A 15,290-nucleotide genomic window follows, 5' to 3' on the forward strand; every position below is an offset into this window, starting at 1 on the left:
CCGTCAGAGCCCGGGCGCGGGAGGATGCGCGCCCGGCAAGGTTCAGACCTCATAATCCGGGTCGGGAGGATTCAGCGGCGTGATTTTCACCCGCATGATGCGATGACTGTTGATTTCCAATGGTACAAACAGATAGTCGCCGATCGTCAAGCGTTCGCCCTCCTGTGGAATGCGCTGACAATGCTCCATCAGTAACCCTGCCAAGGTGTGGTATTCGCGTTTTTCCTCCAGCGGCAGCGGCAGATAAATCACCAAATCTTCCAGCGGCATAAAACCGTTAGCAATCCAGCCGCCGTCATCAGTTTGCTGAATGTCATGGCGCGGATCCAGCTCGCCGTCGGCTTCCGGCAGGTTGCCAGCGATGGTTTCCATCACGTCAGTCAAAGTAACGATACCTTCCAGCGAACCAAATTCGTCGACCACAAAGGCAAAGTGGGTCTGCGCCAGCCGAAATTGTTCCAGCGCGCCAAGCAGCGTCAGTTGCTCGGGGAAAATCAGCGGTTGGCGGATTAGGCTGCGCAGATCCAGCGTCTGCTGCGTCAACTGCTGTTTCAGCACGTCGATGGTGTGTATCACGCCGAGCGGTTCGTCGCTGGCGCTGTCTTCGGTTACCACGATGCGCGTATGCTGGTTTTTTTCCAGCAGCTGTCTGAGTTTCTGTTGCGGATCGTTAAGCTCAAGGTATTCAACGTCATGGCGTGATGTCATGATGCTGCTGACCGTACGTTGTGCCATGCCGAGCACCCGTTCGATCATATGCCGTTCCTGCTGATTAAAGATCTCTTCGCCTTCGCTGTCGGCCAGCAGGTCGGCCGACTCCCGGTCGACTTCGGCGTCTTCGTGCCTGCCGCTCAGCATCCGCAGCACCGCCTCGGCGGTACGTTCACGTAGCGGTCGAACCTTGGACAAGAAACGCCGACGATTAAACTGCGCTAGCTGGTTGAGCGCCTCAATCATTACCGAGAAGCCAATCGCCGCATACAGGTATCCTTTGGGAATATGGTAGCCAAACCCTTCGGCCACCAGGCTGAAGCCGATCATCAGCAGGAAACTCAGGCACAGGATAACGATGGTCGGGTGGGCGTTGACAAAGCGCGTAAGCGGCTTGCTGGCCAACAGCATCAAGCCGATGGCGATACAGACTGCCAGCATCATAACCGCCAGATGATCGACCATCCCCACCGCGGTAATGACCGAATCCAGCGAGAACACGGCATCGAGCACCACGATCTGCGCCACCACGGGCCAGAACCGCGCGCCTTTACGCTGCCCCTGCTGTTCTTCGTCTTTACCTTCCAGCCGTTCGTTCAGCTCCATCGTCGCTTTGAACAGCAGAAATACCCCGCCGGTAAGCATGATCAGATCGCGACCGCTAAACGGTTGATCCAGCAGGCTAAACAGAGGTTTGGTCAGCGTTGACAGCCAGGATATGGAGGCCAGCAACACCAGGCGCATCAGCAGCGCCAGCAGTAGGCCGACGACACGCGCCTTGTCTCGCTGCTGCCGGGGCAGCTTTTCTGCCAGGATGGCAATGAAAATGAGATTGTCGATTCCCAGGACGATTTCCAGCACCACCAGCGTGGCCAAACCCGCCCAGATTGTTGGATCAGCGATCCATTCCATACGCCCGTTTGCACCTTATTTGTTCAACGGCTTATGCCGTAAAAACAATGATGAGTGCTGTGATGAGAAAATTCAAATCAAGATCTGATGGGGTGATTATCGATTGGTGGTTTTTTATGCGTTTTACTTGCGTATAAAACCGCCCGCAAAAGTGAGGCATAGTCTGAATTTTACGAAAAAAAAGACGTTTCAGTGCGCAGAATTGGACTTTTTTCCACAGTGATTTTGACAATTCATTTAAAATAGTCGCCGTAAAAAAATCATAAAATCAATTGGTTATGTTGTTATTCTGTGACGAAAAACCGTTGAATATTTCTGTTTTGGTAGTCTTATTCTGAAAAGGCTATCCATAGGCCATGTTTGGCTTGTATCGATACCGCAATAGTATAAGAATCTTAGCCACATAAACGTTAACAAGTATCATCGTTTACTTATAAGGACATACTTCTTTTTTAGTTTTCTGTGAGCTGCATACCACTTACAGCACACAGTGACGGAATACCAGGCGAGTCCGGGAACAACAAAGCCGGCCGCAGGACATCGATGACAGTGCATTGGTAGCTGAAAGCCAAGGGCGGTAGCGTGTCTGAACGCTGCTGATATGCGGGCAAATCAAACCAGAGTGGTGTGATTGAGCTACATTTATAAGTTATTTGATTGTAGGTAAATAAGATGCAAAAGAGACTGAAAGCTGTAATCCCCGTGGCGGGTTTGGGAACCCGAATGCTGCCTGCAACAAAAGCCATTCCTAAAGAAATGTTGCCGGTGGTCGATAAGCCATTGATTCAGTACATTGTTAATGAATGTGTGGCCGCAGGCATTAAAGACATCGTGCTGGTGACCCATTCGTCCAAAAATGCCATCGAAAACCACTTCGACACCTCTTTTGAGCTGGAAGCCGTACTGGAATCACGCGTTAAGCGCCAACTGCTGGAAGAAGTACAAAGCATTTGCCCGCCGGACGTGACCGTCATGCAGGTACGCCAGGGGCAGGCGAAGGGACTGGGGCATGCGGTACTGTGTGCCAAGCCGATGGTGGGTGATGAGCCGTTTGTGGTGTTGTTGCCGGACGTATTGCTTGATGACGCCACCGCCGATTTGCATAAGGAAAACCTGGCCAAGATGATCGAGCGCTTTACCGAAACCGGTTATAGCCAGATTATGGTAGAGCCGGTGCCAGAAGAAGACGTGTCGAAATACGGCGTGGTTGACTGTGGCGGTGTGGCGCTTGCGGCGGGGGAAAGTACCCCGATGACCGCAGTGGTTGAAAAACCGGCGCGTGACGAGGCGCCGTCTAACCTGGCAGTGGTTGGCCGTTATGTGCTGTCGGCGGATATCTGGCCGCTGCTGGAGAAAACACCACCGGGTGCGGGTAACGAAATTCAGTTGACCGATTCCATCGCCATGCTGATGGGGCAGGAAACCGTTGAAGCTTTTCATATGAGCGGTAAATCACATGACTGTGGCGATAAACTGGGATATATGAAAGCATTTGTACAATATGGTTTGCGTCATAAAACCGAAGGCGAAGGTTTTAGCCAGTGGCTAAAACAGGCGTTGAAGCAACCCTGAGTGACGCTTTTACGATCACAATATTTGAAGAGGATTACCATGACCAAGTTGAAAGCCGTTATTCCTGTTGCTGGTCTGGGTATGCGCATGCTGCCGGCTACCAAGGCGATTCCGAAGGAAATGTTGCCGATCGTTGATAAACCATTAATTCAATATATCGTGAATGAATGCGTGGCCGCCGGCATCAAAGAGATCATTCTGGTTACGCATTCGTCTAAAAATGCCATCGAAAATCACTTCGATACTTCTTTTGAACTGGAAGCGATGCTTGAGGCGCGGGTGAAGCGTCAACTTCTGGACGAGGTGCAATCCATCTGCCCGAAAGGCGTGACCCTGATGCATATTCGCCAGGGGCAGCCGAAAGGGCTGGGACACGCGGTTCTCTGTGCCAAACCGCTGGTAGGTGATTCACCGTTCGTGGTGTTGCTGCCGGATATTTTGCTGGACGATGCCAAGGCCGACTTGAGCAAAGACAATCTGCCGCACATGATTGCGCGCTTTGAACAGACCGGTCTCAGCCAGGTTTTGGTGCAGGCAGCGGACGAAAACGTGTTGCATGACTATTCGGTCGTCGAGTGCGAGACCAATTCGCTGCAACCGGGTGAAAGCGCCCGTATGACCTCGATTATCGAAAAGCCGGGGCGTGAGATCCAACTGCGTTCAAACTATTCTGCCGTCGGCCGTTACGTGCTGTCAGCCGATATCTGGCCGATACTCGAGCAGACCGAACCCGGTGCCTGGGGCCGTATTCAACTGACTGATGCCATCGCGTCATTGTTGAAAAACAAGCCGGTCGAGGCGATGGAGCTGGTGGGGGAATCGTTTAACTGTGGCGAGAAGCTCGGCTACCTGAAAGCGTTTGTCACCTATGGCCTGCGCCACCCGACTCAGGGTAAGGCATTCCAGGCATGGGCCAATCAACTGACGCTGTAATTTGACCTGCGATCCGCGTTTAATCAGTATTTATTGACGGGGATCCTGCCGCGCCAGTTAATTTTTAGGAAAAGTCACTGTTTCATTTTGTATAATGGTATACATTCTGTTACTGAGTATTGGACCGTAAGCCGTAAGGGGTATCTGGCCTGGGCGTTGTGCCAGCGCCAATACGCGGTGGTCGGTTACAAATAAGGCAACAGATAATGTGCTCAACAGCGAAGGTGGCGTGCTGCTGGTGTTTTTTTGTACGTTGCGCTTGTTAATAACAATACCGTTATCTAATTCAATAACAGATAAACGCTGTAAGTTTTATTGCAGGTTTTCCTCATACGCGCTGGGGAAATATACCGAGGCATATTGGTAAAGCTACAGCGACGAGGCCAAGGCTGGCTAGTATTGTAGCTTTGCAGATACATTTACTTTGAAGTGATGAAAATTTGATGGCAAAACGACAATTGAAAATGATATCGCTACTGGTATCACTCAGCATACTCAGTGGTTGCACCATATTCCCGGGGACCCACCTCTCTACATCAGGCAAGGATGTTGTCAAACAGGAAGATGCGGACTTCGATATTGACAAGCTGGTCAATGTATACCCGATGACGCCGAAACTGCTTGACCGCATGCGCCCTGACAAAGTGGTTGCCCAGCCCAACAACGAGTTAGACGCATCGCTGCGTAATTATGAATACCGTATCGGCGTTGGCGACGTGTTGAACGTTACCGTCTGGGATCACCCGGAACTGACCACCCCGGCGGGGCAGTACCGTAGCGCCAGCGATACCGGTAACTGGGTACATTCCGATGGCAGCATCTTCTATCCGTATATCGGCAAGGTGAACGTGGTCGGTAAAACGGTTTCGCAGATCCGCGATCAAATTGCCAACCGTCTGGCCCAGTTTATCGAAAGCCCTCAGGTTGACGTCAATATTGCCGCATTCCGTTCGCAAAAAGCCTATGTTACCGGCGAGGTCGCCAAATCCGGCCAACAACCGATCACCAACGTCCCGCTGACGGTGATGGATGCCATCAACGCCGCCGGCGGCCTGACGGAAAATGCCGATTGGCGCAATATCGTGCTGACCCATAACGGTAAAGAACAGACCCTGTCTTTACAGCGGCTGATGCAAAATGGCGATCTGACGCAAAACCGTCTGCTCTATCCTGGCGACATCCTGTATATCCCGCGCAACGACGATCTGAAAGTGTTCGTGATGGGGGAAGTGAAAACCCCGGCAACGCTGAAAATGGATCGCAGCGGTATGACCTTGACCGAAGCCCTGGGCTCCTCGCAAGGCATTTCCCAGGCCAGTGCCGACGCGACCGGGATATTTGTTATCCGTCCGCTGCACGGTACCGAAGGGAACAAACTGGCGAATATCTATCAGCTGAATATGGCGGATGCGACAGCGCTGGTGATGGGGGCTGAATTCCACCTTAAACCTTACGATATCGTTTATGTGACCGCCGCGCCTGTGGCCCGCTGGAACCGTTTGATCACGCAGTTGGTGCCGACAATCGATGGTTTCAACAACCTGACGGAAGGTACTTTGCGTATTCGTAACTGGCCGTAGAGGACGCTGTAATGTTTGATTCTATTTTGGTTGTCTGCGTCGGCAATATTTGCCGCTCACCAACGGGTGAGCGGTTGCTAAGGCAGCATTTGCCACAGAAGGACATTGCGTCCGCGGGAATTAGCGCGCTGGTGGGTAAACCTGCAGATAAAAGTGCTACGGCCGTTGCACAGCAACATAATCTGTCGCTGGACGATCATGTCGCTCGGCAGTTAACAAAAGAAATGTGCCGTGAGTATTCGCTGATTCTGGTGATGGAAAAGGGGCACGTTGATGCCGTCTGCCGGCTGGCGCCGGAGGTCAGAGGTAAAACGATGCTTTTTGCCCACTGGTTAGGGCAGAAGGAAGTCCCCGATCCCTACAGAAAAAGCGCTGAAGCGTTTGAATTCGTTTACCGCCTTCTTGATGAAGCCGCTCAAAAATGGGCGCAGGCACTAAATCGTTAACCAGAGATGACAATGACTGATAATACAAAACCAGGCTTATCGACGGCCAATAATCACGACGAGATCGACCTGAGTCGTTTGCTGGGTACTTTACTTGACCATAGATGGTTGATTATCGGTATCACCACGCTGTTTACCGTTAGCGGTATCATTTATTCACTGTTTGCCACGCCGATTTATCAGGCTGATGCCATGGTGCAGGTCGAGCAAAACGTGGGTAATTCTCTTGTCAACGATCTGTCGCAAATGTTGCCGAACAGTCAGCCAGGTTCCTCTACCGAAATCGAGCTGATCAAGTCGCGGATGGTTACAGGCAAAACCGTTGACGATTTGCATTTGGATACCGTTGCACAGCAGCAATATTTCCCTGTATTTGGCCGTGGCTGGGCACGATTGACCGGGCAAGAGCCAGGTCGTATCGCGTTATCTCGCCTGACGGTGCCTGAAACCGATGCCGATCTTGAACTGGAACTGACGGTAGTAGATAAAAGTCACTATGTTCTGAGCAAGAACGGGACGGAAGTGATTAAAGGCCAGGTCGGCAAAATGGAAAGCGGCGGCGGTATATCACTGTTGGTCAGCGAAATTATCGCGGAGCCTGATACGGTATTCGACGTTGCCAAATTACCGCGTCTGGTGGCTACCAATAACCTGCTTGATGCGTTAACCGTCGAAGATAAGGGCAAAGATACCGGCGTGCTGGCGCTGAGCCTGGTGGGCGATGACCCGCTGCTGGTGCGCAAGATCCTGGACAGCATCAGCAAAAACTATCTGTTGCAAAACGTCGAGCGTAAATCCGAAGAGGCCGCCAAAAGCCTGGATTTCCTGAAAGAGCAATTGCCGGAAGTACGCAATTCTCTGGATCTGGCAGAGGACAAACTCAATCGTTTCCGTCAGGAAAACGATTCTGTTGATTTATCGCTGGAAGCCAAATCGGTGCTGGATACCATCGTTGGCGTTGAAGCTCAACTCAACGAGTTGACCTTCAAGGAAGCGGAAATTTCCAAGCTGTACACCAAAGAACACCCGGCTTACCGTGCCTTGATGGAAAAACGCGCTACGTTGGAGCAGGAAAAGAACAAGCTCAACAAACGCGTCAGCGGCATGCCTAAAACTCAGCAAGAAATCCTGCGTCTGACGCGCGACGTACAGGCCGGCCAGGAAATCTACATGCAGCTGTTGAACAAACAGCAAGAGCTGGGCATCACCAAAGCCAGTACCGTCGGTAACGTACGTATCGTTGACCCTGCGGTAACGCAACCACGGCCGGTCAAACCGCAAAAAACCCTGATCGTGCTGATCGTTACCCTGTTGGGTGGCCTGTTCTCTACCGGTTTTGTGTTGCTGAAAACCATGTTGCACCGTGGTATTGAAAGCCCGGAACAGCTGGAACAGCAAGGCATCAACGTATACGCCAGCATTCCGCTGTCGGAATGGCAACAGAAAAGCGACCGTGAAACCATGCTGTCCGGGCGTAGAAGCAGCCAACGAAACTATACGTTATTGGCGGTGGGCAACCCTGCCGATCTGGCGATCGAAGCGGTTCGCAGTCTGCGTACCAGCCTGCATTTCGCCTCGCTTGAAGCCAAGAACAATGTGCTGATGATTTCAGGCGCCAGTCCAAGCATTGGTAAAACCTTCGTCAGTATCAACCTGGCGGCGGTGATTGCCCAGGCGGGTCAGCGGATCCTGGTGGTCGATGCGGATATGCGTAAAGGTTATGCCCATTCATTGCTGAACTGTGAACTGGGTACCGGTCTGTCTGACGTACTTTCTGGTCAGGCTTCTGCGCAGCAGGCCATCAAGAAAACGGCGATTGAGAATCTGAGCTTCCTGTCGCGCGGGAAAATCCCGCCGAACCCTTCCGAACTGCTGATGCATAACCGTTTGACGGAGTTCCTGGAGTGGGCAGGCAAAGAGTACGATATCGTTCTGGTGGATACACCGCCAATTCTTGCGGTAACCGACGCGGCGATTGTGGCGCGTAATGTGGGCACCACACTGCTGGTAGCCCGTTACGGCGTGAACTCGTTGAAAGAGATCGAAGTCAGTATTCGTCGCTTTGAACAGAATGGCATGGAAATCAAAGGTATTATCCTCAACGCCGTCGAGAATAAATCCGGCAGCGCATACGGCTATTACGCTTACGAATATAAATAATCAATCAGTTACAATGGCTCCTCCGTTCGGGGGAGCTATCTTCTGGCAAATTTCAGAATTTCCATTCGCGGAGATATTATATGAGTAATCTTGCAATTATTCCGGCAAGGGGTGGGTCAAAGGGTATACCTAAAAAAAATATCAAAGATATTGCAGGGAAGCCTTTAATTGCATGGAGTATCGAGCAAGCATTGAACTCCAAGGAAATCGATCGCGTTATTGTTACCACTGATTGTGAAGACATTGCCGCCGTCGCCAGAGAACATGGCGCTGAAGTTCCTTTTATGCGACCGGCACATCTGGCGGTTGATACTGCGGCAACTGAGCCTGCCTTGTTGCATACTCTGGAGTGGCTGGCCGAGCATGAAGGTTATCACCCAGAATATACCGTCCTGCTACAGGCGACGTCGCCTGTACGTAAAGACGATGCCATCGATCTGGCCGTGCGCAAGATTATCGACAAGCAGGCAGATTCACTGCTGAGCGTGTGCGAGTTTTGGCATTTCTTATGGGAAAACGAAGATAATCCCAAAGCACATTATGATTATCTGAATCGTCCTCGCCGTCAGGATATCAAGCCTGAAAATATTAAATTGAAAGAGAACGGCTCAATTTACGTTACCAAAAGCGATATTTTGCTGTCCAGCGGCAACCGGTTAGGCGGTAAGGTCGTTGCACACAAAATGTCTGAAGAAGAAAGTTTTGAAATTGACACCATGCTCGATTGGGCAGTGGTAGAAGTTATTTTGAAGAATTGGAATGGGAGATAATATATGTTAATTCAGAAAAAGATTTCTGATTTTTTAGTGTTTGAAACAGAGACAATTATTAAAGCACTGGAAAAAATCAACTCGAACAAAAAACGCATTATTTTTATCGTTACCGAAGATGGTAAACTGTGTGGTTCATTTTCTGACGGCGATTTCCGTCGCTGGATCACCCAAGGTGACTTCGACCTGAACCGTGAAATGTCGGAAGTGATGAACCAGAACGTGCGCTACAAAAAAGTGGATGCGCCACGTGCTGAAATCGACACCCTGTTTACCAACGGCGTTGACGTTATTCCTTTGGTTGACGATTATCGCCGCCTGGTTGCCGTTGCGCTTGAAAGCGAAAAAGGACTGACCATCGGTAAACATACCATTACCGAAACCTCACCGACCTACATCATCGCCGAGATTGGCAACAACCATAACGGTGATATCAATCTGGCCAAGCAACTGGTTGATCTGGCCGTTGACGCCGGTGCCGACTGCGTCAAATTCCAGATGCGTGATTTGAGCTCGTTGTACAAGGGCGGTAATGATAAAGACAAATCAGCCGACCTGGGTGCGCAATACACCATCGACCTGCTGCGTAAGTTCCAGCTGTCGAACGAGCAACTGTTGGAAGTGTTCGACTATTGCAAAGACAAGGGGCTGACGCCGATGTGTACCCCTTGGGATCTGAAGAGCCTTGAAGTGCTTGAAGATTACGGTATGGAAGCCTACAAAGTGGCTTCTGCCGACTTTACCAACCATGAAATGCTGGGGGCTTTGGCGGCAACCGGTAAGCCACTGATCTGTTCAACTGGCATGTGCAGCGAAGCGGAAATTAAAAGTTCGGTTGATTTCCTCAAGTCGAAGGGCGCCGAGTTTGTCATCTTACACTGCAACTCCACCTACCCAACGCCGTTTAAAGACGTAAATCTGGCTTATATCAAGCGATTGCAGCAGGTGACCGGCTGCCTGGTCGGCTATTCCGGCCATGAGCGCGGTATCTCGGTGCCGATCGCCGTAACCGCATTGGGCGCGCGCGTTATCGAGAAGCACTTCACCATCGATAAAAGCATGGAAGGTAATGACCACAAGGTTTCCTTGCTGCCGCCAGAATTCAAGGAAATGGTGATCCGCATTCGTGAAGTTGAAGAATCAATGGGTCAGGGCGGTGAGCGTGCGATTACTCAGGGCGAGATGATCAACCGTGAAACCCTGGCGAAAAGCCTGATCATCAACCGCGATCTGAAAAAAGGCGAAATCATCACCCGCGAAATGGTAGAAGTGAAAAGCCCGGGCCAAGGCCTACAGCCGCTCTATCTTGAGCAGCTGGTGGGTAAAAAAGCCAATCGCGATCACGAAAAAGGCGGCTATTTCTACGAGTCCGATCTGAACGAAATCGCTATCGAAGCCAAGGACTACGATTTTGATCGTCCGTTTGGCATTCCGGTTCGTTACCACGATTACAGCAAACTGAAGCACAAATCCAATCTGGACTTTGTTGAGTTCCACCTGAGCTATCAGGATATGGAACTGGATCTGACGGAATTCTTCTCCGGTCCTGAAGATATCGGTTTTGCGGTACACAGCCCGGAACTGTTTGCCAACGACCATATTCTGGATTTGGCTACCGAAGATGACGCCTACCGTGCACATTCGATCAAACAGATGCAACGCGTGTGTGACGTTACCCGTGCGCTGAAGCAGTACTTCCCGAAAACCGAACGTCCGGTGATTGTGGTGAACGCAGGCGGTTTCAACACCACCGGTTTCCTGCCGAAGGAAGCGCGTCAGGCGATGTACGATCGTATTGCCGAATCGCTGAAAGAGGTAAATCAGGATGGTGTGGAAATCATTATCCAGACCATGCCTCCGTTCCCATGGCACTTTGGCGGTCAGAGCTACCACAACCTGTTTGTTGATCCAGATGAAATCCAGTCCTTCTGCCAACAGCACGGTTACCGTATCTGTTATGACACCTCGCACTCGATGATGGCATGTAACTACTATCAATGGGATCTGCACGAGTTTACCCAGAAAGTGGGCGCTTATACCGCACACATGCACATTGTCGATGCGTTGGGCGTTGATGGCGAAGGCGTGCAGATTGGCAAGGGCGACGTCAACTTCGATGAACTGGCGGACGATCTGCTGCGTTATGCGCCGGGCGCCCAGTTTATTCCTGAAGTGTGGCAGGGCCACAAGAACCAGGGCGAAGGTTTCTGGCACGCCCTGAACTTCCTGGAAAAGTATCTGTAAATGAGCAGAGTCATTATTGGGGCTGCGGCCTTGTCGATTGGGGATATTCTCGGCAAGGTCATCGGCTTCATTATTCTGCCTTATTTAACAGCACACCTTGGCGCGTCGGGATACGGCGCGCTAACTCTTTATCTTTCCGTCATTCAGATCCTGATCATCTTTATCTCATTCAGTGGTCAGGGTTTGTTGCCGGTCAAATATATGCAAGAGGGGGAAGGGAGTTCCCTGGTGTTCCGTCGGGATAACATCACGCTGGCTGTCGCTTCAAGCGTGCTGTTGGTGGCGATTTACTTTGTCGCTACGCGTGTGGCCAGCATACCGGTCAGCTTCACTGACGGTAGCCTGGTGATTTTGGCATCCTTGGCGCAAGCGTTGAATTTCATCAACCTTTCACATCTGCGTATCAGTCAGACATATAAGGTTGCTGCGATTGGGCAGTTTTTGCTGTCGGCGTTTAACGTCCTGTTTACCATTGCATTGTTTGAAATGATCGCCGCAACGCCAGGGCAGCGCCTGATAGCCATTGCCGCATCGTTCTTCTGCATCCAACTGGCGTACGAGTTCATCATCTATCGCAAGCGCAGCAAAGATATCAAGTCAGATGCGCCGTTGGGCAAGCGATACAAAGAGATTGTCAGCTACGGTATTTCGCTGTTGCCGCATCATGGCAGTTACTGGATTAAATCGTCGATCGATCGCTTCTTTATTGCTCACTATATGAGTACCGCCGTGGTGGGTATCTATGGGCTGGCGTTCCAGTTGACATCGATAGTGATGTTATTCTTTAGCGTGATAAACCAGGCGTTCCAGCCGTTTATCTACCGTAAGCTGAAGGACAAAGACTTTAAAGGCGTAGAGCTCATACAGTATGGTTATACTGGTCTGGTGGTAGTAGCGTGTTTAATCTATTTCCTGATCATGCCATTTGTTTTCCCATATCTATTCAAGCCCGAATTTAACCGCGCAATTTATTATTTTAATATCTTGCTGCCGGGCACTGCCTTTATGTCGATCTATTATATTTTTACCCACTCGCTGTTTTACTATCGTAAAAATAAAATGATCTCGATAATCACCATGGGATCAATGTTAACGCATTTGCTGGGTATTGTGATTATTACCATGACCTCGATAAAGGTGGAATATTTTTGCCTGGTGTATGCCATTTCAAGCTTGTTCTCGTGCGTGGTGACATTTATCTATGGCAAACGACAGATTCGGATTGAGAGGAAAAGATGATAGCGAGCATGAAGCGTTGGCTGCGTAACCGTCGTAAAGGGCGTTACACCGCGAAGGTCATCAAGACGGCAGCCAAATGTGGTCGTGAACCCAAAATTAACTTCCCGACGTTAGTGAATAATAAAACCCGCCTGGGTGACAACTTCAACTCTAACGGTCTGACGATCGTCGGTAAAGGGGCGGTAACCGTCGGTGATAATTTTCACTGTGGTTTTGGCTGTGTACTGATCACGGAAAATCATAACCATAACGGTAACGCTATTCCTTATGACAATACTTACGTTATCAAGGACATCACCATCGGCGACAACGTCTGGTTGGGAATCAACGTCATCATTTTACCCGGTGTGACCCTCGGTGAAGGCGCCATTATCCAGGCGGGCAGCGTGGTGGTGAAGGACATTGAGCCGTATGCCATTGCCGGAGGCCATCCGGCAAAAGCGTTCGCCCAGCGCGATGTGGAGCATTATCTGCGGCTAAAGGCTGAAGGCAAGTTCCATTAATTGACACGGAAACGTTGAGTGGTTATAGGGTAATAAGAAATGAGTAAGTACATCGCGTATATAGAGTCACCGCTGCAAGCGTTTAATCTGATCGAATACCTTGATGCAAAAGAGATTGTTCTTGATCTGCTGATTGTCAACAAGCGTACCGCCAATTCGCCGTTGAATCATGGACAGATCAGTTATTTGCTCAATATGATACAGCACCGTTCCCTGATGACGATTGACGTTGAAGGAACGCTGGGCAAGGTGATGGAGATCCGCAAACAACTTAGCGGCATCACGGACAGCGTGGCACGCAATCAGTCGGTAACCCTGATTGCGGGTGAATATCGCGCCCGGGTGTTTTGGATGTTGGCCAATAAGTATCCCAAGCGCAATATCGTTTTGCTGGACGACGGCACCGCAACGCTGCGCATCAAGCGCCATGGCAAACTGACGCCGCGCGGCGTGGCCAAGAGCCTGTTCCTCAAGTCGTTGGGTATGACCAACAACGAATTTGAAAAAATAACTTTTTTCACCGTTTATAATATCGAAGACAACGTATCCGGGCGCGATGAGGTTATACGGCATAATTATCAGAACTATAAAACCAAGCTGGAAACCCTGCCACAAAGTAATAATAAAACCTTTATTATTGGGACGCCGCTGTACGAGGCGGGGGTGACCAAGGTTGATGACATCGAACTGACCTTGAAGATGATTGAGGATCTTAAGCTAAACAATAGCGATATTGAGCTTATTTACATCCCACACCGTCGGGAACGTGACGAAAAAATCACCGCGATTAAAAATGTCGTCACCGTACAGCGCCTGGATTTTCCTTTCGAAGTCTACCCTATCGTGGCGGGTGAGAATGTGGTTTCAATTGCGGGTTTCTATTCTTCTTTATATGACAACCTGATAAAGATTTATGATGATAAAATTAAAATTACCGCATATGTTCTTGACGAAAAAAGTCTGGCGCCGGATTGGCTAGGGTTTGTCAACTCTATTTATAAGAACTATGAGGGTTATGGCGAGGCTAATATAACTTTGCTTAGAGATAAGTTTTAATTTTAAACACTTTTGGTGGCCTGTAAATGAAGATTGTTATAATAAATACACTGTATGCTCCTTACAAGATAGGTGGCGCTGAAGTTTCTGTGCAAATGCTTGCGGAAAGTCTGGTAAAATTAGGGCATCAAGTTTGTGTATTTTGTCTTCATGAAGGTGATGAAATCAAGAAAGACACCATTAATGGGGTGCAGGTAAGCTACTTCCCATTATTGAACCTATATTGGCCATTCAAGAGTGAGTCGCCGTCAAAATATAAGAAAGCACTCTGGCATCTTCTTGATATACACAATCCCTTCATGGCCAAGCGCGTGAGTCAGGCTTTGGCGGAAATCCGCCCGGACGTGGTTCATACCAATAACCTGAGCGGATTTTCGGTGGCGGTCTGGCAAAGCGCCAAAAAACTGGGTGCGCGGGTGGTGCATACGACACGTGACTATTATCTGTTTCATCCGAACGGCACGCTGTTTAAAAACGGACAGAATATGGACGTCAACGGCAGGTCGGTACGCGTCACCTCTTGGCTGAAAAAAGCGGCTAGCCAGAAAGTCGATGCGTTTGTCGGTATCAGCCAGTACATTTCCAATTTGCATAAAGATAATGGCTTCGCCAGCCAGGCGCAACATGCCTATGTTTACAACTCCGTTGAGCCGATTGATTATACGCCGACTACGAGTGATAACATCCGCATCGGCTTTGTCGGCCGGTTGACGGAAGACAAGGGCTTTGATGAGTTTTGCGCGTTGGCAAAAGCGGCAAAACAGGATCCGCGCGCCGAGTTCTATGCGGCGGGGCGCTTTAACAATGGCGTCTCCGGCGAGGAAATGGCTGCGATGGCACGGGATGCCGGTGTGATCCTGCTCGGCTTTATCAAAGTGGATGCGTTCATGGCGCAGGTGGACGCCGTGGTGCTGCCAACCCGCTGGAATGAGCCCTTTGGCCGTGCGGTTGCGGAATCCGCCATCTCTGGTAAGGTTGTTTATACTACCTTCAGCGGCGGCGTAACCGAAATTGCCAATTTCTACGATAATATATTTGAAATCAAAAACTTCACTATCGAAGGTGCGATTGACGCCGTGAAAGCCAACCAAAACAGGCTGCGAACCTCTTGTTTTGAAAAAGAAAAAATTGCCAGCAGTTACGAAGGTTTGTACAGAGGATAAT

The 15,290-nt window shown here is 50.0% G+C and carries 12 protein-coding genes; 11 read left to right on the top strand and 1 reads right to left on the bottom strand.

Translation table 11 applies throughout. The features are described from left to right. Nucleotides 1-42 precede the first annotated feature (42 nt). The gene (locus tag AC2AXP_RS03140) at nucleotides 43-1,623 is read right to left on the bottom strand and encodes a TerC family protein (protein ID WP_004965291.1); all 1,581 of its coding nucleotides are present in this window, start codon (nucleotides 1,621-1,623) and stop codon (nucleotides 43-45) included. Between the two features lie 672 nt (nucleotides 1,624-2,295). Here AC2AXP_RS03140 and galU point away from each other — a divergent pair. The 11 genes from galU to AC2AXP_RS03195 all read left to right on the top strand — a co-directional run bounded on the left by galU (nucleotide 2,296) and on the right by AC2AXP_RS03195 (nucleotide 15,289). Continuing rightward, nucleotides 2,296-3,195: a UTP--glucose-1-phosphate uridylyltransferase GalU gene (galU, locus tag AC2AXP_RS03145; RefSeq protein WP_004965290.1), complete on the top strand. Its 900-nt coding sequence runs from the start codon at nucleotides 2,296-2,298 to the stop codon at nucleotides 3,193-3,195. 39 nt (nucleotides 3,196-3,234) lie between these two features. Beyond that, nucleotides 3,235-4,128 (top strand): sugar phosphate nucleotidyltransferase, encoded by an 894-nt coding sequence (locus tag AC2AXP_RS03150; protein ID WP_004965288.1) that lies wholly within the window; start codon nucleotides 3,235-3,237, stop codon nucleotides 4,126-4,128. A 443-nt stretch (nucleotides 4,129-4,571) separates the two neighbouring features. Continuing rightward, nucleotides 4,572-5,708: a polysaccharide export protein gene (locus AC2AXP_RS03155; RefSeq protein WP_004965286.1), complete on the top strand. Its 1,137-nt coding sequence runs from the start codon at nucleotides 4,572-4,574 to the stop codon at nucleotides 5,706-5,708. Between the two features lie 11 nt (nucleotides 5,709-5,719). Further along, on the top strand, nucleotides 5,720-6,154 hold the full coding sequence (locus AC2AXP_RS03160; protein ID WP_004965283.1) for an arsenate reductase/protein-tyrosine-phosphatase family protein: 435 nt from the start codon (nucleotides 5,720-5,722) through the stop codon (nucleotides 6,152-6,154). 12 nt (nucleotides 6,155-6,166) lie between these two features. Beyond that, nucleotides 6,167-8,314, top strand: a complete 2,148-nt coding sequence (gene wzc / locus AC2AXP_RS03165; RefSeq protein WP_039992299.1) for a tyrosine-protein kinase Wzc — start codon at nucleotides 6,167-6,169, stop codon at nucleotides 8,312-8,314. An 80-nt stretch (nucleotides 8,315-8,394) separates the two neighbouring features. Beyond that, entirely contained in the window at nucleotides 8,395-9,084 is a 690-nt protein-coding gene (locus AC2AXP_RS03170; protein WP_004965276.1) for an acylneuraminate cytidylyltransferase family protein, read from the top strand. A gap of 3 nt (nucleotides 9,085-9,087) precedes the next feature. Then, nucleotides 9,088-11,328 carry an N-acetylneuraminate synthase family protein gene (locus AC2AXP_RS03175; RefSeq protein WP_004965274.1) on the top strand — a complete coding sequence of 747 codons (2,241 nt, stop codon included), beginning with the start codon at nucleotides 9,088-9,090 and terminating at the stop codon, nucleotides 11,326-11,328. Continuing rightward, nucleotides 11,329-12,567 carry a lipopolysaccharide biosynthesis protein gene (locus AC2AXP_RS03180; protein ID WP_004965270.1) on the top strand — a complete coding sequence of 413 codons (1,239 nt, stop codon included), beginning with the start codon at nucleotides 11,329-11,331 and terminating at the stop codon, nucleotides 12,565-12,567. It begins immediately after the preceding gene. An 8-nt stretch (nucleotides 12,568-12,575) separates the two neighbouring features. Further along, on the top strand, nucleotides 12,576-13,070 hold the full coding sequence (locus tag AC2AXP_RS03185) for an acyltransferase (RefSeq protein WP_227745684.1): 495 nt from the start codon (nucleotides 12,576-12,578) through the stop codon (nucleotides 13,068-13,070). Between the two features lie 39 nt (nucleotides 13,071-13,109). Next, nucleotides 13,110-14,126, top strand: a complete 1,017-nt coding sequence (locus AC2AXP_RS03190) for a polysialyltransferase family glycosyltransferase (RefSeq protein WP_273867217.1) — start codon at nucleotides 13,110-13,112, stop codon at nucleotides 14,124-14,126. A gap of 26 nt (nucleotides 14,127-14,152) precedes the next feature. Further along, the gene (locus AC2AXP_RS03195) at nucleotides 14,153-15,289 is read left to right on the top strand and encodes a glycosyltransferase family 4 protein (protein ID WP_088499633.1); all 1,137 of its coding nucleotides are present in this window, start codon (nucleotides 14,153-14,155) and stop codon (nucleotides 15,287-15,289) included. The last annotated feature ends 1 nt before the right edge of the window (nucleotide 15,290 follow it).

The sequence above is a fragment of the Serratia sp. Sp408 genome (assembly GCF_057180665.1).